The sequence below is a fragment of the Caldisericum insulae genome (assembly GCF_047785965.1).
Lineage (GTDB): Bacteria > Caldisericota > Caldisericia > Caldisericales > Caldisericaceae > Caldisericum > Caldisericum exile_A.
In genome coordinates, this window is record NZ_JBLOBF010000002.1 from 181,744 (window position 1) to 198,536 (window position 16,793).

The window sequence follows — 16,793 nt, forward strand, 5'->3', positions numbered from 1 at the left end:
GAAAGATTATAATTCAGGAGAGCAATTTTTTCAAGGTAAGGGCATTTTTTACTGCATAGCAATAAAAATCGTTATTGAAATACACAAAAGCACTTAAACCCTTTTTGTTTAGGGATCTTATATGGTTTGCCCACTCTTTAAGTTCCTCACTCGAATAGGAAGAGGCATACAGTTCCTTTGGACCATGAAGCCTTATGTATGCAAAATTTGCTGTATCAATTTTGCACAACGGATAATTATCTCCATGAGTAACAACAAACGCAATATTGTTATTTCTAAGTATTTGAAAAACATTATCATCAAGCCATGTTTTGTGGCGAAATTCTATTGCAAATTTTACGTTCTTTGGAAGTATTTCTATAAATGAATACAAGAGTTCGTCATTTCTTTTAAGAGAAGGTGGAAGTTGAACAAGCACAACACCTAAATTTTTCTCCAATTCAAGGACACTTTCAAAAAACATTTGAAATAAATCCTTAACATCTTTGAGTCTTTTTACATGTGTGATTGTCCTATTGAGTTTTACACTTACAAGAAAGTCTTCTTTAAGTTTTCTTTTAAGACTTTTCATTGTATTTTTCCGAGGCATATGATAGAAAGTTGAGTTAAGTTCAACTGTATTGAAAAAGCGCTCATAGTATTCAAAAAAATCCTTTGAATTCATTCCCTCAGGATAAAATTCACCTATCCAACCTTGATAATAATAACCTGAAGTACCTATAAAATTTTCCATAAAAGCCTCCAATGAATATTTTACACCTTTAAAAAGAAAAATTATAAAAATTCTATAAGTTCCCAACTAAAGCAATTTATTATAAATCTAATAAAAGTATTTTCTCTTTGATTAGTTAAAACCCATAATTAAAGCATTTTTAGTAAAAGGAATTGCACTAAAATTTTTGTAAATTTGGGGCTTTAATATGACAATTCCAAAAAGATCAAAAAAAGATGACAATATTCTTGAAATGAAAAAATTTTTTACAATTTAAGAAAGAGAATAAAAGGAGGTGATAACAGAACAAACTTTTATAAAAACTTTTAAGATTGTTATCGAAAACAAAAAAACATATTAAAGGAGGTGTAAAATGTCCTCAGGGTTAATTCAGACAGTTTTATTAATTTTGGTAATTGCATTTATTGTTTACATGACAGCAAAGCTAAGGGTAAATGCATTTTTAGTACTTTTACTTGCAGCACTTATCTATGGAATTCTCTCTTTTGTTTTCACAGGAACACCACCGCTTCTTGATGTAAAAAAAGACAATCAAACAATCACAGGTGTTATAAATTTAATTACTGGTGGATTTGGCAGTACCCTTACAAGCATTGGTATTGTAATTGTGCTCGGGACAATCCTTGGATATTTCTTAGAGAAGACCGGAGCTGCAATTGTCATGGCTGAAACTGTTCTAAAAATTGTTGGAACCTATAATGCTCCACTTGCAATGGCTATAGCCGGTTATATAGTTTCGATTCCTGTTTTTTGTGATTCAGGATTCGTAATTCTACAAGCACTTAATAGAAGCCTTGCAGAGGCCTCAGGAATTTCACTTGCAGTTATGGGCACTGCACTTAGCATGGGCCTATATTCAACACATTGTCTTGTTCCGCCAACACCAGGACCAGTTGCTGCGGCAGGAAACATTGGAGTAGACCTTGGAATTGTAATTCTTTTAGGTTTGTTAGCTTCAATTCCTGCAACGATTGCTGGTTGGCTTTATGCAGTTAAAGTCGGCAAAAATATCTGGATTGATCCAGGTCATGGAAGGACTTTTAAAGAACTCAAACAGAGTTTTGGACAACTCCCAAGTCCCTTTATGTCATTTTTACCAATAGTTCTTCCACTCATTCTTATTGCCTTAAACTCAATTGCATCATTCCCTTCAAATCCTTTTGGAACAGGGTTTTGGAAGCAACTTTTTGTTTTTCTTGGAAATCCAAACATTGCATTACTTATAGGTGTGTTTATTGCATCAACACTCACGAAATGGAAAAAAACAAGTATTCGATGGATGGATTGGAGAAGCAATTAAGACTTCTGCTATAATCCTTGTTATTACTGCTGCAGGTGGATCCTTGGGAAGTGTCTTAAGAGCAAGTGGAGTAGGAAACTTTTTAGGAACAGAACTTGCAAAGTTTCGTATGGGACTTTTCCTTCCTTTTGTAATTGCCGCAGCAATTAAAACAGCACAGGGATCTTCAACAGTTTCTTTAATTACTACCTCATCTATTCTTGCCCCCATGCTCCCCTCACTTGGTTACACTACAACACCTCAAAAAGCATTGGTTGTTCTTGCAATTGGTGCTGGTTCAATGATTGTATCTCATGCAAATGACTCCTACTTCTGGGTTGTCGCAAACTTCTCAGATATGGATGTAGGACAAGCATATAAACTTCAAACAGCAGGATCCCTTGTTACAGGTATTGGTGCAATGATAGGAGTATTAATTCTTTCACTAATATTTGGATAATATTGTAAAGGCCACATATGTGGCCTTTACTTATTTAAAAGATCAAAAGCACTGAAATATCTGCAACATTTGTACCAGTTGGTCCAGTAATAATTGCATCACCAAGTTTATCAAAAAAAGTAAAAGAATCATTATTTTCAAGATACATATTGATATCTAAATTTAGTCTTTTTGCTTTTTCCAAAGTTTGCGAATCTGCTATAGCACCGGCTGCAGGACTCACTCCGTCTATCCCGTCTGTTCCAATTGACGCAAATACAAAGTTTGTCCGCTCAAGATGTTTTGCAATATATAGTGTTAATTCAGAGTTTCTTCCACCAATACCATTCCCTTTAACTTCAACAGTTGTTTCTCCGCCAAAAACTATCGCAGTAGGCTTTCTTATATCTATATAGCCTAAATCAATTGATCTTCCAATACCTGCAATCGCCTTTGCAACAGATGAGGCAATGCCATGTATTCCAGGGCCAAGGTAAAATGTATTAATACCACTTTCTTTTAAAAACTCAAGCAGTGCTTTATTTGCAATGTAATTTGAAGCAATAATGTGATTCTCAAATGCGCATAATAATTTCTCGCCGGGCTTAAGAGTTTCTTCAATATTGCCTCTTAAACCCTCCTCAAAAATTTTTACAACATCATCAAACTCATCGTTAAGATTATATTTTCTCAAAATAGAAACTGCATCCTCAAAAGTTGAAGAATCAAAATAAGTGGGACCTGATGCAATGACATCAAGAGGATCAAAAATTACATCAGAAATGATAAGTGAAATAACCGTACCCTTAAGACTTTTTAGTAGCTTTCCTCCTTTAATTCTTGAAAGATGCTTTCTTACTGCATTTAGTTCATTAATATCTGCTCCTTTCTTCATAAGCAACTTGGTTAATTCCTGAAGTCTTGATAACTCGATCAAAGGACTTTCAACAAGAGCTGAGCCACCACCGGATATAAGTACAAAAGTCAAATCAGATTCACTTGTGTTTCTTGCGAGTCTTAGAATTTCCTCTCCCGCCTCAACACTTTTTTCATCAGGTATAGGATGTCCACCTTTTATAAATCTCACATTAGACAATTCAAAATCGGAAAATGCATTGCTTACAACAACTCCACTGTCAACTTTGACAATTTCTGAAATTGCTTTAAACATCTTAATACTTGCCTTTCCAAATGCTATCACATATATACGGGAAAAATCCCTCAAATTGTAACTTTTACCATCAATCTCAATCTTATCGTCAATTCTTTTCACGAATTTTTTAACGCTATTATAAGGGTCAACACTTTCAAGAGCTCTATTTAGTGCCTTTAGAACAACAGTCCGATATTTAATAAACTCCTCTTTGTAAGTATTTTGGGATAATTTTTTTTCATCTATCACTTTTACCTCCTAATGATGTTTTATATTCCTGCTTCAATTATATATTATATAATCTACAAATTCAATAAAGAAAACGCAAATTCAATATTGATTTTTTAAGAAAAAGATGTAAAATATAAAGGTTAGGAGGTAAACGATATGGAAGAAATCTTTGGAAGTGTTAAAGTGAAAAGAGGACTTGCTCAAATGTTAAAGGGTGGAGTAATAATGGATGTTACCTCCGTAGAGCAAGCAAAAATAGCAGAAGAAGCTGGTGCTGTTGCCGTTATGGCTTTGGAAAAAATCCCGGCAGATATAAGGACGCAGGGTGGTGTTGCAAGAATGGCGGATCCTGCACTTGTTAAGGCAATAATGAATGCCGTCTCAATTCCTGTAATGGCAAAAGTCAGAATTGGACATTTTGTTGAAGCACAGGTCCTCGAAGCAATTGGAATTGATTTTATTGACGAAAGTGAAGTTTTAACACCAGCAGATGAAACTCATCACATAGATAAATGGAAGTTCAAGGTTCCTTTTGTTTGTGGAGCAAGAAATCTCGGTGAAGCCTTAAGAAGAATTGCAGAAGGTGCCTCAATGATAAGAACAAAAGGTGAGCCTGGTACTGGGAATATTGTAGAAGCAGTTAGACATATGCGTATGGTTATGGATGAAATAAGAAAAATTCAGAATATGAGCGAAGAAGAACTTTATGTTGAAGCAAAAGAACTTGGTGCCCCAATTGAACTTGTCAAAGAAGTTAAAGCTTTAGGAAGGCTTCCCGTTGTTAATTTTGCAGCAGGTGGAATTGCAACTCCTGCAGATGCAGCTTTAATGATGCAGCTTGGAGCAGATGGAGTTTTTGTGGGTTCTGGCATCTTTAAGTCTTCTAATCCACGAAAAAGAGCAGAAGCCATCGTTGCTGCTACAACATATTTTGATGATCCGAAAATCATTGCAAAAGTTTCAGAGGAACTCGGAGAAGAGATGAAAGGTATTGATATAAGACAACTCACAGAAGATGAATTAATGCAAGTAAGGAGCGAATAGTATGAAAATAGGTGTTTTAGCTTTGCAAGGTGCAGTTTCTGAACACATTAACATGGTTAAAAGCCTGGGTGTAGAGGCAATTCCAGTTAAAACAGTAGAAGAAATAAAGGTAATAGATGGTCTTATAATGCCAGGTGGCGAAAGTACCACCATGGGAAGGCTTATAACTAAATTTGGTCTTGAAAATGTGATAAAAGAAAGAATTAAAGAAGGTATGCCTGTTTATGGAACATGCGCAGGAATGATTCTTCTTGCAAAACGAATCAAAAATTACAATCAATTTTCACTTGGTATACTTGATATAACAGTTGTAAGAAATGCCTTTGGAAGACAAATAGATAGCATGGAAGTAGACCTTCAGGTAAAAGGTTTGGAAGATCCATTTCATGCGATATTTATAAGAGCACCTGTTGCTATCGATCTTGGAAGTGATGTTGATGCGCTTGCAAGCCTTGAGGAAGGAGTAGTGTTTCTAAAACAAGGTAATGTATATGCATCAGCTTTTCATCCCGAACTTGGAAATGATCCCAGAATTCATAAAATGTTTATAGAAAGTGTTAAAAGTTTTTTAAATAAATAGGGAGGTTATAATGTCAGGACACTCTAAATGGCATAACATACAAGCAAGAAAATCTGCACAAGATGCAAAACGTGGAAAATTATTTACAAAGTTAACAAAGGAACTAATTATTGCAGCCCGTTCAGGCGGTGGAAACCCAGAAACCAATGCAAGACTTAGAAACGCAATTGATAAAGCAAAAAGACTTGGCATGCCTATGGATAATATCAAAAAGGCAATAATGAGAGGAACAGGAGAACTCCCTGGTGTTACATATGAAGAATTCACTTATGAAGCTTATGGTCCTGCGGGTACTGCGTTCATAATTAAAATTTCCACAGACAACAAAAATAGAACTGTTGCAGAACTCAGGAAAATCTTCTCAAACTATGGAGGAAGCCTTGCAGAATCTGGTGCTGTTTCTTGGAATTTTGAAACAAAAGGACAAATTGAACTTGAAGATTCAAATGGTTTGTCCTTTGATGATTTATTTATGGAAATAGCGGATGCAGGTGCTGAAGATCTAAAAGAAGAAGAAGGAGTATTTACAGTTTATACAGCCCCACAAGATCTTGATAAAGTCAAAACTGCTCTTGAATCAAAAGGATTTAAGATAAAAGAAGCGGACTTGGTAATGATACCAAAAACACTTGTAAAAGTTACAGGAGAAGATGCGGTAAGAGTAGTTAAACTCTCAGATGAACTTGAAAATCATGACGATGTTCAGGATTACTTCACAAATTACGATATTGACGAAGAAGAGTTAAAGGCAATTGCAGAAAGAATTGGATCGTAAAATTGACAAATTTACAGTTCTTGGTATTGACCCAGGTGTAGCAACAACAGGTTTTGCAATAGTTGAAAAAGAAAAAAATCAAATAAATCTTGTAAAATATGGAGTTATAAAAACAAATAAGAATGCCGAGTTAGGAGAAAGGCTCGGCGTTCTTTATAGAGACCTATCTCAAATTTTTAACGACTACGATATTGATTTTGTAGCAATAGAGAAAATCTTCTTTAATACAAATCTTAAAACGGTAGTGAGTGTAAGTGAGGCAAGAGGAGTTGTTCTATTATCCTCATATATTCATAACAAAAAGGTTTTTGAATACACTCCGCTTCAAGCAAAAAAAACAGTAATTGGTTTTGGAAGAGCATCAAAAAGCGAAATCCAAGATGCTCTAAAGGCAATTTTAAGCCTTAGAGATCTTCCTAAACCAGATGATGCAGCAGATGCAATTGCAGTTGCCTTATGCCATATTTACTCATACGATTTTTATTCTAAGGTATCAGATGATTAGAAAACTTAGAGGAATAATTATAGAAAAAGAAGAAAATGCAATCGTTTTAGATGTCAAAGGTATCGGATTCGAAGTTCTTGTGCCATATCCCAAGAAGTTTGAACTAGGTAGTGAATATGAATTATATATTTTTGAAGATATAAAGGAAAATGAAATTAATCTCTTTGGTTTCCAAAATAAAGATGAACTAACTTTTTTTAAACTTATAACAGATAAAATATCTGGAGTTGGACCAAAAAAGGCACTTGATATATTCTGTTTTCTAACACTCAACGAAATAAAAGAAGCCATAAAGAATGGAGATTATTCAACATTCTTAAAGGTAAAAGGACTTGGAGAAAAAACTGCAAAAAGAATTGTTCTTGAAATTGGAGGAGAACTTAAAAAACTTGAAGAAACAAAAGATGAAATTCTTGACACTGTAGCTCAATCACTTATATCTCTTGGATTTGATAAAAATAAAGTTAAAGAAGTAGTACAAAGCCTCGATAAAACAAAACCCTTAGAAGAGATGATAAAGGAAGGCATTAAAAAACTAAGCAATGAAAAGCATTAGACCGCAAAGTATTGATGAATTCGTTGGGCAGGAAAAGGTCGTTCAGAGTATAAAAATAGCAATCCAATCTTCAAAATCAAGAAACGATCATCTTGATCACATACTTTTTTATGGCCCTCCTGGTCTTGGAAAAACAACTCTCGCAAAGATAATTGCTCTGGAACTTAATGTAAGCCTCAAATATGCAACAGGTCCTTCAATTGAAAAGGTATCTGACCTTGCAGGAATCCTTATAAATCTCTCTCCAAATGATATTCTCTTCATTGACGAAATACACAGATTACCTAAACCTGTTGAAGAAGTTTTGTACTCGGCAATGGAAGATTTTAAATTGCCAATTATAACTGGTTCTAAAAGAAGCGCACACACTATAACATTAAATTTACAGCCTTTTACTCTTATCGGCGCAACTACACGTTTTGGACTTATTTCTCCGCCACTAAGAGATAGATTTGGAATGGTTTTCCATCTAGAACTTTACACACCAGAAGAAATAATGAAGATTATCCTAAGAGACGCAAAACTTCTCAACATAAACATTACAGAAGAAGGAGCTTATGAAATAGGAAAAAGAGCAAGAGGTACTCCACGAATAGGCATTCAACTTTTAAAAAGGGTAAGAGACTATTCAGATGTAAATGGTTTTAAAATAATTAACAAAGAAGTAGCACGAAATGCATTTAAAAGTCTCAACATTGACGAGTATGGTCTTAATGAAGTTGATAGAAAATATCTAAACATTCTCCTAAATAATTTTAAAGGCGGTCCTGCAGGCATTGAAGCAATTGCAACTGCAATGGGAGAAGATAGAGGTACTATTGAAGAGATAGTAGAACCATACTTAATAAAAATAAATTTTATTGTAAGAACGCAAAAAGGGAGAATTATAACAACAGCCGCAAAGGAATATCTTGGATTTAATTCCAAAGATTCGCTTTTCTAAAAATCAACCAATTTTTCAATTTTCAAAATATAGTGCTATAATAATAAATAAAAGGGGATTATCATGATAGACATCGAAAAAGATGTTTTTGCGTATTTGCTTGCAGGCGGAAAAGGAGAGCGATTATACCCTCTTACAAAAGAAAGAGCAAAACCTGCAGTGCCTTTTGGCGGAAAATTTAGAATTATAGATTTTACCTTGAGTAATTGTGTAAATTCTGGCATAAGAAGAATTGCAGTTGCAACACAGTATAAGTCAGCCTCATTAAGAAGACACCTTGCACTTGCATGGAATTTTCTTAATGTGAGATTTAACGAATATGTAGTTGATGTCCCACCACAGCAGATATTCGGCGAAAGATGGTACTTAGGAACCGCAGATGCAGTTTACCAGAACCTGTACTTTGTCGAACAGGAAAAACCAAAACTTGTAATCATTCTTTCAGGTGATCATGTTTACAAGATGGACTACAAAGACATGATATATACACACCTTAAAAACGATGCAGATATTACTATTGCAACAATAGTTATAGATAAGGAAAGAGCAGGTGCCTTTGGAATAATGGAAACCACTCAAGAAGGAAGAATAATAAATTTTAAAGAGAAGCCAAAAGATCCTCCAACACTTAAAGATGATCCAACAAAATGTCTTGCATCAATGGGTGTTTATCTATTCAAGCCCAATGTCCTGATTGAACTACTTACACACGACGCAGAGATTTCAACATCTTCCCACGACTTCGGGAAAGATGTAATACCTTATGCAATCCATCACGGATACAAAGTTTTCTCTCACCAATTTAGAAATAAAGACGGAAGTTATGGATACTTTCAGGATGTTGGTACAATCGATGCATATTACTGTGCAAATATGGATTTACTTTCACCACATCCCAAAATTGATGTTTTTGATAGATCGTGGCCAATATACACTCACTCAAGGCAGTATCCTCCCTGCAAAATAACTGAGGGTGAACTTGACGGAACGCTTATTGAAAGCAAAGTTGAAAACTCAATTATTGGAGAAGGTTCCATTATAAGTGGTGCAACAATAAGAAATTCAGTTATTTTTTACGACGTAAAAGTAAAGGCAGGAAGTATTATAGAAGACTCAATTATATTTGGAGAAGTTAAGATAGGTCGTAATGTAAAGATTAAAAGGGCAATTATTGACAAACACGTTGAAATTCCCGATGGAGTTGAAATCGGATATAACCCTGAAATAGACAAGAAGTACTTTTATGTAACTACTTCTAATATTATAGTCCTTGAAAGAGGATATAAATTTCCGAGGAAACTAATGGAGGAGCAGTATGGAAAATCTCAATAAGCTAAAAAGAAAAGAACTTTTAAGACTTGCAAAACTGCATGGAATTAAAAATAGAAACAAGATGAAAAAAGAAGAATTAATAAAAGCAATAAAAAAGGCAAAAAAACCTCTTGAGGAGCTGAAAGCAATTGAAGAGAAATTAAGAAAAGAACTTCAAGAGAAAACTGGAGAAACACACTTAATTATAATTCCTAAGGAGCCTGGATATGCCTTTGTAAACTGGGAAGTAAAAGAAGAAAGCGGCACAGGCATTTTGAAAGTTTTTGAAGATAAACATGAAAAATTTGAAATTCAAGTTAATATCGAGCATGGTAAAAGCTATGTAAGAGTTGAAGAAGATAAAAAGATAAAAGCAGTTCTTGGGATAGAGAAAAATGGCAAATTTGCTAAAATAATTGAATCAAATGAAATTATTATACCAACAACAAAAAGAACTGAAGGCAAGGCTGAATTTGTAGATATAAGAACCTTAAAGAAAGCAAAACCACAAAAAGTAGAAAAAGATAAGATGAAAGAGGTCATTAATGAAGAAATTAAAACCGCAAGAGAGATAAAATATTTACGTTACAAGAGAGAAGGACAATGAAAAAGGGATATCTTGCAATAGTTTTACACACACACCTACCTTTTGTAAAACATCCCGAAGAAGAATTCTTCATAGAGGAAAATTGGTTATACGAAGCAATAACAGAAAGTTATCTTCCGCTCTTGTATAACTTCTATAAGTTAAAAAATGAGGGAATCCATTTTAGACTTACAATGTCTCTTACGCCACCCCTTTCCAATATGCTTTTGGATGATCTCCTTATGAATCGGTTCAAACGGTACATAAATTTGCGAATTGCTCTTCTTGAAGATCTTCTTAAAAATGAGAAAGATGAAAAGAAGAGAGAAAATTTCCGTTTTTATCTTGAAAGACTTAAAGTGCTCTACGAATTTTTTAGAACCACCTTAAAAGGAAATGTAATAAACGGCTTCAAGGATCTTCAAAACGAGGGATTTATAGATGTTATTACTTGCACTGCAACACATGAAATCCTTCCTTTGGAAACGCATAGAAAAATCCAAGAAGTGCAGGTTGAAGTTGGAGTTGAGAATTATAAGCGTATCTTCGGAAGGAATCCTCGTGGAATCTGGCTTGGTGAATGCGCTTATGCGCCACCAGTTTCTGAAATTCTTTCAAAATACGGGATTGAATACACGATACTAGATGCTCACGGTTTAATAAATGCTAAGCCTACAGCCTTCTATGGAATTTCGGCGCCAATCGTAAGCAAAGACGGCGTTGCATTTTTTGGAAGAGATCCTGAGGCTTCAAAACAAGTCTGGTCAGCGAAAGAAGGATATCCGGGAGATTTTAACTACAGGGAATTTTATAAAGATATTGTTTATGAAATTGAAGAAAATAAAGTTAAAAAATACATACACCCAGCAGGATTTAAGGTTGATTCTGGAATAAAAATCCATAAAATCACAGGAAATACAGGACTTGATAAAAAAGAACTCTACGATAGAACAAAAGCACTTGAGATGGTAGATACACATGCAGGAAATTACATGTTTAATAGAGAAAGACAGATAGAGTATCTTTCAAGTATCATGGACAGAAAACCGATTGTTGTTGCTCCATTTGATACAGAACTTTTTGGACACTGGTGGTTTGAAGGACCTGAATTTCTTGCAACACTAATGAGAAAGATTGATAAATATTCTGAAGTGATTGAGACAACAACACTATCCGAATATATTGATAGATATCCTGTTATGCAAGTATCTGAGCCTGCAATCTCCTCTTGGGGAGATGGAGGTTATTTTAGAGTATGGCTTAATGATAATACAGATTGGATTTATCCCCATTTAAGTGTTATTGGAAAGCGTATGCTCAATCTTGCAAAACAATTCGAAAAACCGAAAAGTAAATTACAAGAAAGAGCTCTAAACATGTGTGCAAAAGAACTGCTTTTAGCCGAAAGTTCTGATTGGGCATTTTTGATCACAGTAGGAAGCGCAATTAATTATGCAACAGAAATGCAAAGATTCCATATAAATACTTTTAATAAACTTTACAAAGAAATCTTAGAAGACGAAATAGATGAAACATTCTTATCGTATCTTGAAAAAAAAGATAGTATATTTCCATTCTTAGATTATAGAATCTTTAAAGAAAAGAGGTGAAAAAATGCTTACAAGAGATGAGGCATTAAAACTTTTACATGAAAAAGTACATGATGAAAATCTTATTAAACACATGCTTGCAACAGAAGCTGTTATGAGGGTCCTTGCAAGAAAATTTGGAGAAGACGAAGAAAAGTGGGGGTTTACAGGTTTGCTTCACGATATCGACTATGAAGAGACAAAAGAAAACCCAGAAATTCATAGTAAAATTGGTGCACAATGGCTTAAAGAACTTGGATTTGAAGATGATATAGTGCATGCAGTTTTAGCACATAATGAAAGACATGGTGTAGAAAGGACTTCACTTCTTGACAAAGCTCTTTGGGCAGTAGATCCTATAACAGGCTTCATTATTGCAGTAGCACTCGTTCGACCAGATAAGAAACTTGCATCGGTTGAATTAAAGTCAATGAAAAAGAAATTTAAAGAGAAGAGCTTTGCGGCAGGCGCAGATAGAGAACAAATAAAATCATGTGAAACGGAACTTGGAATTCCTTTGGATGAGTTTCTTGAATTATCCTTACAAGCTCTTATTGGAATTGCAGATGAGCTTGGACTTTAAATAACTCGGTTTTAAGAAATGAAAGTAAGAGAACTTATCTATATTCTTAATGAAATTGCTCCATTTTTTCTTCAGGAGGATTATGATAATTCTGGACTTCAATTTGGTGATTTGGATAGCAAAGCTTTAAACATACTTATTGCTCTTGACTTACAAAAAAGTGTTGTTGAGGAAGCAAAAGCACTTGGAGTAAAAACAATAATAACCCATCATCCTGTAATTTTTAAAGCAATTAAGAATATTGAAAAAGGCAAAAGTGAAGCATTTTATGAAGCAATCACCAATGGAATAAACATAATAAGTTTTCATACAAATTTTGACATTGCAGAAAATGGACTAAATGATTATTTTTTAAATTTGCTTGGTATTAAAAAAGAAAAACCAATAATCCAAAGCAAAGAGAAAGTTTACAAAGTTGCAACATATGTTCCTAAGGACTTTGTGGAGAAAGTAAGAGCTGCACTTTTTGAAGGCGGCGCAGGACAAATTGGAAATTACGATGAGTGTTCTTTTAATGTCGAGGGAGTTGGTACTTTTAGGCCACTTGAAAATGCAAATCCATTTATTGGTGAAAAAAACAAAAGAGAGTTTGTAAATGAAGTAAGAATAGAGGTTGTTGTTAGAGAAAGAGATCTTTCTAAAGCTTTATATAAACTTAGACAATCACACCCTTACGAAGAACCTGCAATTGATGTCTTTGAAATTCTTTTTGAGAAAAATGAAGGAATTGGAGCAATTGGAACCCTTGAAATTGAACAAGATATTGTAAACTTTGTTAAAACATTTAAGGAAAAAACAAACACTTCTTATGTTAGATACATTGGTGATGCAAATGCAAAAATATCAAAAGTTGCAATTTGTACCGGAGCGTGTGGATCAATTTTTGAAAGTGTAATAAACAATGCAGAACTTTTCATAACAGGTGATATCGGATATCACACTGCACTTGCAATTAAGGAAAGAGGATTAAATGTGCTTGACGTTGAACATTTTGAAACAGAAAAATTTTTTAAAAATGCGCTATTTGTAAGATTAAAAAATTATATTGACCCATCAAATATTAAACTTTCAACTTCAGAAAAGTCACCATTCAATCTAATTTAAAAAGGCAGGGAAGTTTCCCTGCCTTTGTTAAGAAGATTCAAGAATTAATTTTTACTTTAATTCTACTTTTGCGCCTGCTTCTTCTAATTTCTTCTTAAGCTCTTCTGCGTCTTTCTTTGGAAGAGCTTCCTTAATCTTCTGTGGCTCTTTTTCTGCTGCTTCAACTACATCCTTGGATTCCTTCAAACCAAGGTTTAGAGTCTCTCTTACAACTTTAATAACATTGATCTTCTTTGCAGGATCAAAACCAACAAGAACTACGTCAAATTCTGTCTTCTCTTCTTGTGGTGCTGCCTGTGGTGCTGCACCAGCCATTGGCATAGCTGCCATAGGAACTGCTGCAGTTACTCCAAATTTCTCCTCAAGTGCTTTAACGAGTTCTGAAAGCTCCAAAACACTCATTTTTTCAATTGCTTCGATAATTTCTTCTTTTGTCATGTTAAGCCTCCTTAAAATTTTAATTTATGCTGCTATACTTTCTTTTTTATCTTTAATTTGGTTTAAAACTGTAACCAAATCTCTCTCTGGTTTTGAGAGCACAGTAACAAGCCTCTGAATTGGTGAATTCAAAAGATATAAAAGTTTTCCAATAATTACTGGTTTTGGTGGAAGTTTTGAAAGTTCAACAAGTTCAGGACCAGTTAGATACTTACCATCTACAAAGCCACCCTTCATCTCAAAGAAAGGTTTTTCATCTGCATCTTTTGCTTCAACAAATTTCTTTGCAAGTTCAGTAGGATCCATTGAAGAAACAACGAATGCAACATTACCAACAAAAATATTATGCGGAACTTCAATTGAGAGCTCCTTACAGGCAATTCTTAACAGGTCATTTTTTACTACTCTATAGTAGATACCCGATAGTTTAAAATCTTTTCTTAGATTGGTTATGTCGTTTCCTTTTATACTTTTAAAATCTACAAAGAAAACACTCTGCTCTTTTAGTTTCTTCAAATTTTCCTCAATCTCATCAATAATCTTTCGTTTTTCTTCTCTCTTCATAGAGCCTCCTTAAATAAAAAACCCCGGTTGTTGCCAACCGGGCGAAAGAGGTAAACATGCAACCTTATTCTTTCAACCTCGGTTGGCAAGCTTTAAGGGGAAAATCCCCACCAACTGTCTTCGGTTTTAAAGTTACTTCAATTTTATGCTCTTAAAAGTTCATTAACGTTTACCTTTACTGCTGGAGACATTGTTAGTGAAAGGTAAACTTTCTTTACATACTGCCCTCTTACTGAAGCAGGTCTTGATTTAATAATTGCAGAATTTAAAGCAAGTAAGTTTTCTTTAAGTTGTTCTGGAGTAAATGAAGATTTGCCAATTACAGTGTGGATAACGCCAGTTTTATCTACTCTAAATTCAATTTTACCTGCCTTAAATTCCTTCACAGTGTCGTAAATGTCCATTGTTACTGTTCCAGACTTAGGACTTGGCATAAGTTTTCTCGGTCCGAGGATCTTTGCAATACGTCCTAAGGATTTCATCATATCTGGTGTTGCAATGGCAACATCAAAATCAAGGAATCCTTCTTTTTCTATTTTCTGGATGAGATCCTCGCCTCCTACATAATCAGCACCAGCATCTTTCGCTTCTTGTGCCTTATCAGCTGTTGCAAAAACAAGGACTCTTACGCTCTTACCTGTACCATGTGGAAGAGTAATAACACCACGCACGTTTTGATCCGCTTGCTTTGGGTCAACATTCAAAACGTAAGCTGCTTCTACTGTTTCATCAAATTTTGCACTTTTGAGATTTTTAACAGTTTCAATTGCTTCATCAATTGAATAGGCCTTTTGCCTATCAATCTTCTTCAAAAGCTCTAAATACCTTTTTCCTCTTTTCACTTTAACCTCCTTGTGGTAAAAGACTTTAGGTCTCCCACAAATTTACTTAACCTTCAATGACCGTAACACCCATATTTCTTGCGGTGCCCTCGATTATTCGAGTTGCTGCCTCAAGGTCTGTTGTGTTAAGGTCCTTCATTTTAATCTTTGCTATTTCCATAAGTTGAGACCTTTTTATAGTCCCAACCTTCTTCTTATTCGGCTCAGGAGAGCCCTTCTCAATCTTAAGCGCCTTCTTAATTAAAGAAGATGCAGGAGGAGTTTTTAAAATAAAGTCAAAACTCCTATCCTCATAAACTCTAATCAAAACAGGAATAATATAGCCTTCCTGTCCTTGAGTTGCAGCATTGAACCTCTTACAGAAATCCATTATATTAATTCCTTTTGGTCCAAGTGCAGTACCTACAGGAGGAGCAGGAGTGGCCTTACCTGCCTCTAATTGGAGTTTTACAAGTCCAACTAATTTCTTTTTCTTGGCCATATAAAATCACCTCAAACTTTCTGAATATATTCACTCTGTATTTCAACAGGCATTTCTCTTCCGAACATTTTGAGTACAACTCTTGCAGTGCCTTTTTCCTCATCTATTGCTTCCACTACACCCTCCATATTTTTAAAAGGCCCTACAAGAATGCGTACTCTATCATTAATATCAAAGTGTAATTTTTCTTTTGCCTTCTCTTCGGTTACTCGTTCCTCTATTATTTTTTTAATTTCCTCTTCTGAGATAGGTGTAGGCTTTCCTGTCGGTCCAACAAAACCCAAAACACCTGGAGTATTTCTTACAACATACCAAGATTCATCATCCATAATCATCTTTACAAGAATATATCCGGGGAAAACCTTCACAGGTTTAATTTTTCTTTTACCCTTCTTATCAACAACACTATAGTAATCAACAGGCAAAAGAACCTCAAGGATACGGTCTTCTAAACCGTATCCTTTAATTCTATCCTTAAGTTCGTTTAGAACCTTTTGCTCTTTGCCAGAGTATGTATGTACAAGGTACCAACGAGCAACCTTAGTTTCGTCTTCTCTCATTTTATTTACTCAATACAAGTTTTAAGAGTTGTGCAAACAAGAAGTCCCAACCACCAACATAAATAGTCCAAAACACAAGAAAACCAACAACAATTGAAGAATCCTGGATCAACTCTTTCCTTGTAGGCCACTTAACTTTATATCTTAACTCAATCCAAACACCTCTAACAAAATCTCTAAAAGAGGTCTTTGGCAAAGTAACGGTTTGTGTTGTTGTGGTTTTAGTTTTTGCTGTTTCTTTCTCTTTCATAATTTACTGGCAGGCCCGGAGGGAATCGAACCCCCAACCTACGGTTTTGGAGACCGTTGCTCTACCAATTGAGCTACGAGCCTATGCCTTTACCTCCTTGTGCACAGTATGTTTCTTACAAAATTTACAATATTTCTTAATCTGCAACTTATCTTTATTATTTTTTCTATTAATAGTAGTTGCGTAGTTTCTTCTTTTACATTCAGTACATTCGAGTAGAATTATGTCCCTCATGTTCTATTTCCTC

General features: G+C 34.7%; 20 protein-coding genes, 1 tRNA gene, 1 pseudogene and 1 other annotated feature. Of the genes and pseudogenes, 12 read left to right on the plus strand and 10 right to left on the minus strand.

Annotated features, from left to right (window positions below; translation table 11 throughout):
- Positions 1 to 13: 13 nt before the first annotated feature.
- Entirely contained in the window at positions 14 to 733 is a 720-nt protein-coding gene (locus tag ACMV0E_RS02815) for a DUF72 domain-containing protein (RefSeq protein ID WP_416084862.1), read from the minus strand.
- A gap of 352 nt (positions 734 to 1,085) precedes the next feature.
- Between ACMV0E_RS02815 and ACMV0E_RS02820 the strand changes: the two are divergent.
- Positions 1,086 to 2,472: pseudogene (locus ACMV0E_RS02820) on the plus strand (GntP family permease).
- A 34-nt stretch (positions 2,473 to 2,506) separates the two neighbouring features.
- Here ACMV0E_RS02820 and ACMV0E_RS02825 read toward each other — a convergent pair.
- Positions 2,507 to 3,853: a glycerate kinase type-2 family protein gene (locus ACMV0E_RS02825; protein WP_416084863.1), complete on the minus strand. Its 1,347-nt coding sequence runs from the start codon at positions 3,851 to 3,853 to the stop codon at positions 2,507 to 2,509.
- A gap of 138 nt (positions 3,854 to 3,991) precedes the next feature.
- On the opposite strand from ACMV0E_RS02825, the gene pdxS reads away from it, so the two are divergent.
- The 11 genes from pdxS to ACMV0E_RS02880 all read left to right on the plus strand — a co-directional run bounded on the left by pdxS (position 3,992) and on the right by ACMV0E_RS02880 (position 13,411).
- Positions 3,992 to 4,879 carry a pyridoxal 5'-phosphate synthase lyase subunit PdxS gene (pdxS, locus tag ACMV0E_RS02830; protein WP_416084864.1) on the plus strand — a complete coding sequence of 296 codons (888 nt, stop codon included), beginning with the start codon at positions 3,992 to 3,994 and terminating at the stop codon, positions 4,877 to 4,879.
- Position 4,880: 1 nt separating this feature from the next.
- Positions 4,881 to 5,459, plus strand: a complete 579-nt coding sequence (gene pdxT / locus ACMV0E_RS02835) for a pyridoxal 5'-phosphate synthase glutaminase subunit PdxT (RefSeq protein WP_416084865.1) — start codon at positions 4,881 to 4,883, stop codon at positions 5,457 to 5,459.
- A 10-nt stretch (positions 5,460 to 5,469) separates the two neighbouring features.
- A complete protein-coding gene (locus ACMV0E_RS02840) occupies positions 5,470 to 6,234 on the plus strand; it encodes a YebC/PmpR family DNA-binding transcriptional regulator (protein WP_416084866.1) in 765 nt (254 codons plus the stop codon).
- Entirely contained in the window at positions 6,224 to 6,739 is a 516-nt protein-coding gene (gene ruvC, locus ACMV0E_RS02845; protein ID WP_416084867.1) for a crossover junction endodeoxyribonuclease RuvC, read from the plus strand. Before ACMV0E_RS02840 ends, ruvC begins: the two co-directional genes overlap by 11 nt.
- Entirely contained in the window at positions 6,732 to 7,295 is a 564-nt protein-coding gene (gene ruvA / locus ACMV0E_RS02850; protein WP_416084868.1) for a Holliday junction branch migration protein RuvA, read from the plus strand. Before ruvC ends, ruvA begins: the two co-directional genes overlap by 8 nt.
- Entirely contained in the window at positions 7,282 to 8,238 is a 957-nt protein-coding gene (gene ruvB / locus ACMV0E_RS02855; protein WP_416084869.1) for a Holliday junction branch migration DNA helicase RuvB, read from the plus strand. Before ruvA ends, ruvB begins: the two co-directional genes overlap by 14 nt.
- A gap of 63 nt (positions 8,239 to 8,301) precedes the next feature.
- Positions 8,302 to 9,570 (plus strand): glucose-1-phosphate adenylyltransferase, encoded by a 1,269-nt coding sequence (glgC, locus tag ACMV0E_RS02860; protein WP_416084870.1) that lies wholly within the window; start codon positions 8,302 to 8,304, stop codon positions 9,568 to 9,570.
- Positions 9,554 to 10,156, plus strand: a complete 603-nt coding sequence (locus ACMV0E_RS02865; RefSeq protein ID WP_416084871.1) for a Rho termination factor N-terminal domain-containing protein — start codon at positions 9,554 to 9,556, stop codon at positions 10,154 to 10,156. The genes glgC and ACMV0E_RS02865 overlap by 17 nt, the downstream gene beginning before the upstream one ends.
- Complete coding sequence (locus ACMV0E_RS02870) at positions 10,153 to 11,745, plus strand: glycoside hydrolase family 57 protein (RefSeq protein ID WP_416084872.1); 1,593 nt, start codon at positions 10,153 to 10,155, stop codon at positions 11,743 to 11,745. The genes ACMV0E_RS02865 and ACMV0E_RS02870 overlap by 4 nt, the downstream gene beginning before the upstream one ends.
- Before the next feature lie 4 nt (positions 11,746 to 11,749).
- The gene (locus ACMV0E_RS02875; protein WP_416084873.1) at positions 11,750 to 12,307 is read left to right on the plus strand and encodes an HDIG domain-containing metalloprotein; all 558 of its coding nucleotides are present in this window, start codon (positions 11,750 to 11,752) and stop codon (positions 12,305 to 12,307) included.
- Positions 12,308 to 12,325: 18 nt separating this feature from the next.
- Positions 12,326 to 13,411, plus strand: coding sequence for a Nif3-like dinuclear metal center hexameric protein (locus tag ACMV0E_RS02880; protein ID WP_416084874.1), 1,086 nt, complete (start codon positions 12,326 to 12,328; stop codon positions 13,409 to 13,411).
- Between the two features lie 51 nt (positions 13,412 to 13,462).
- Here the strand turns inward: ACMV0E_RS02880 and rplL are convergent, their stop codons facing one another.
- The 8 genes from rplL to rpmG form a co-directional block, all read right to left on the minus strand.
- The gene (rplL, locus tag ACMV0E_RS02885) at positions 13,463 to 13,849 is read right to left on the minus strand and encodes a 50S ribosomal protein L7/L12 (protein WP_416084875.1); all 387 of its coding nucleotides are present in this window, start codon (positions 13,847 to 13,849) and stop codon (positions 13,463 to 13,465) included.
- A gap of 24 nt (positions 13,850 to 13,873) precedes the next feature.
- Positions 13,874 to 14,413 (minus strand): 50S ribosomal protein L10, encoded by a 540-nt coding sequence (rplJ, locus tag ACMV0E_RS02890; protein WP_416084876.1) that lies wholly within the window; start codon positions 14,411 to 14,413, stop codon positions 13,874 to 13,876.
- Between the two features lie 6 nt (positions 14,414 to 14,419).
- Positions 14,420 to 14,555 (minus strand) — a sequence feature (ribosomal protein L10 leader region).
- A gap of 1 nt (position 14,556) precedes the next feature.
- On the minus strand, positions 14,557 to 15,255 hold the full coding sequence (gene rplA, locus ACMV0E_RS02895; protein ID WP_416084877.1) for a 50S ribosomal protein L1: 699 nt from the start codon (positions 15,253 to 15,255) through the stop codon (positions 14,557 to 14,559).
- Between the two features lie 46 nt (positions 15,256 to 15,301).
- Positions 15,302 to 15,736, minus strand: a complete 435-nt coding sequence (gene rplK, locus ACMV0E_RS02900) for a 50S ribosomal protein L11 (protein ID WP_416084878.1) — start codon at positions 15,734 to 15,736, stop codon at positions 15,302 to 15,304.
- An 11-nt stretch (positions 15,737 to 15,747) separates the two neighbouring features.
- On the minus strand, positions 15,748 to 16,296 hold the full coding sequence (gene nusG / locus ACMV0E_RS02905) for a transcription termination/antitermination protein NusG (RefSeq protein WP_416084879.1): 549 nt from the start codon (positions 16,294 to 16,296) through the stop codon (positions 15,748 to 15,750).
- 1 nt (position 16,297) lies between these two features.
- Positions 16,298 to 16,546: a preprotein translocase subunit SecE gene (gene secE, locus ACMV0E_RS02910; RefSeq protein WP_416084880.1), complete on the minus strand. Its 249-nt coding sequence runs from the start codon at positions 16,544 to 16,546 to the stop codon at positions 16,298 to 16,300.
- A gap of 7 nt (positions 16,547 to 16,553) precedes the next feature.
- Positions 16,554 to 16,629: transfer RNA gene (locus tag ACMV0E_RS02915), tRNA-Trp, on the minus strand.
- Positions 16,628 to 16,780, minus strand: coding sequence for a 50S ribosomal protein L33 (rpmG, locus tag ACMV0E_RS02920; RefSeq protein WP_416084881.1), 153 nt, complete (start codon positions 16,778 to 16,780; stop codon positions 16,628 to 16,630). Before rpmG ends, ACMV0E_RS02915 begins: the two co-directional genes overlap by 2 nt.
- Positions 16,781 to 16,793: the final 13 nt, after the last annotated feature.

Excerpts from the sequence above, each read along its gene's own strand:
- ACMV0E_RS02840 (WP_416084866.1), top strand. The coding sequence starts at position 5,470 with ATGTCAGGACACTCTAAATGGCATAACATACAAGCAAGAAAATCTGCA.
- ACMV0E_RS02815 (WP_416084862.1), bottom strand. The coding sequence starts at position 733 with ATGGAAAATTTTATAGGTACTTCAGGTTATTATTATCAAGGTTGGATA.
- rplK (WP_416084878.1), bottom strand. The coding sequence starts at position 15,736 with ATGGCCAAGAAAAAGAAATTAGTTGGACTTGTAAAACTCCAATTAGAG.
- glgC (WP_416084870.1), top strand. The coding sequence starts at position 8,302 with ATGATAGACATCGAAAAAGATGTTTTTGCGTATTTGCTTGCAGGCGGA.
- ruvA (WP_416084868.1), top strand. The coding sequence starts at position 6,732 with ATGATTAGAAAACTTAGAGGAATAATTATAGAAAAAGAAGAAAATGCA.
- pdxS (WP_416084864.1), top strand. The coding sequence starts at position 3,992 with ATGGAAGAAATCTTTGGAAGTGTTAAAGTGAAAAGAGGACTTGCTCAA.
- nusG (WP_416084879.1), bottom strand. The coding sequence starts at position 16,296 with ATGAGAGAAGACGAAACTAAGGTTGCTCGTTGGTACCTTGTACATACA.
- ACMV0E_RS02870 (WP_416084872.1), top strand. The coding sequence starts at position 10,153 with ATGAAAAAGGGATATCTTGCAATAGTTTTACACACACACCTACCTTTT.
- ACMV0E_RS02865 (WP_416084871.1), top strand. The coding sequence starts at position 9,554 with ATGGAAAATCTCAATAAGCTAAAAAGAAAAGAACTTTTAAGACTTGCA.
- rpmG (WP_416084881.1), bottom strand. The coding sequence starts at position 16,780 with ATGAGGGACATAATTCTACTCGAATGTACTGAATGTAAAAGAAGAAAC.
- rplJ (WP_416084876.1), bottom strand. The coding sequence starts at position 14,413 with ATGAAGAGAGAAGAAAAACGAAAGATTATTGATGAGATTGAGGAAAAT.
- ACMV0E_RS02875 (WP_416084873.1), top strand. The coding sequence starts at position 11,750 with ATGCTTACAAGAGATGAGGCATTAAAACTTTTACATGAAAAAGTACAT.
- rplL (WP_416084875.1), bottom strand. The coding sequence starts at position 13,849 with ATGACAAAAGAAGAAATTATCGAAGCAATTGAAAAAATGAGTGTTTTG.
- ruvB (WP_416084869.1), top strand. The coding sequence starts at position 7,282 with ATGAAAAGCATTAGACCGCAAAGTATTGATGAATTCGTTGGGCAGGAA.
- secE (WP_416084880.1), bottom strand. The coding sequence starts at position 16,546 with ATGAAAGAGAAAGAAACAGCAAAAACTAAAACCACAACAACACAAACC.
- pdxT (WP_416084865.1), top strand. The coding sequence starts at position 4,881 with ATGAAAATAGGTGTTTTAGCTTTGCAAGGTGCAGTTTCTGAACACATT.
- ACMV0E_RS02880 (WP_416084874.1), top strand. The coding sequence starts at position 12,326 with ATGAAAGTAAGAGAACTTATCTATATTCTTAATGAAATTGCTCCATTT.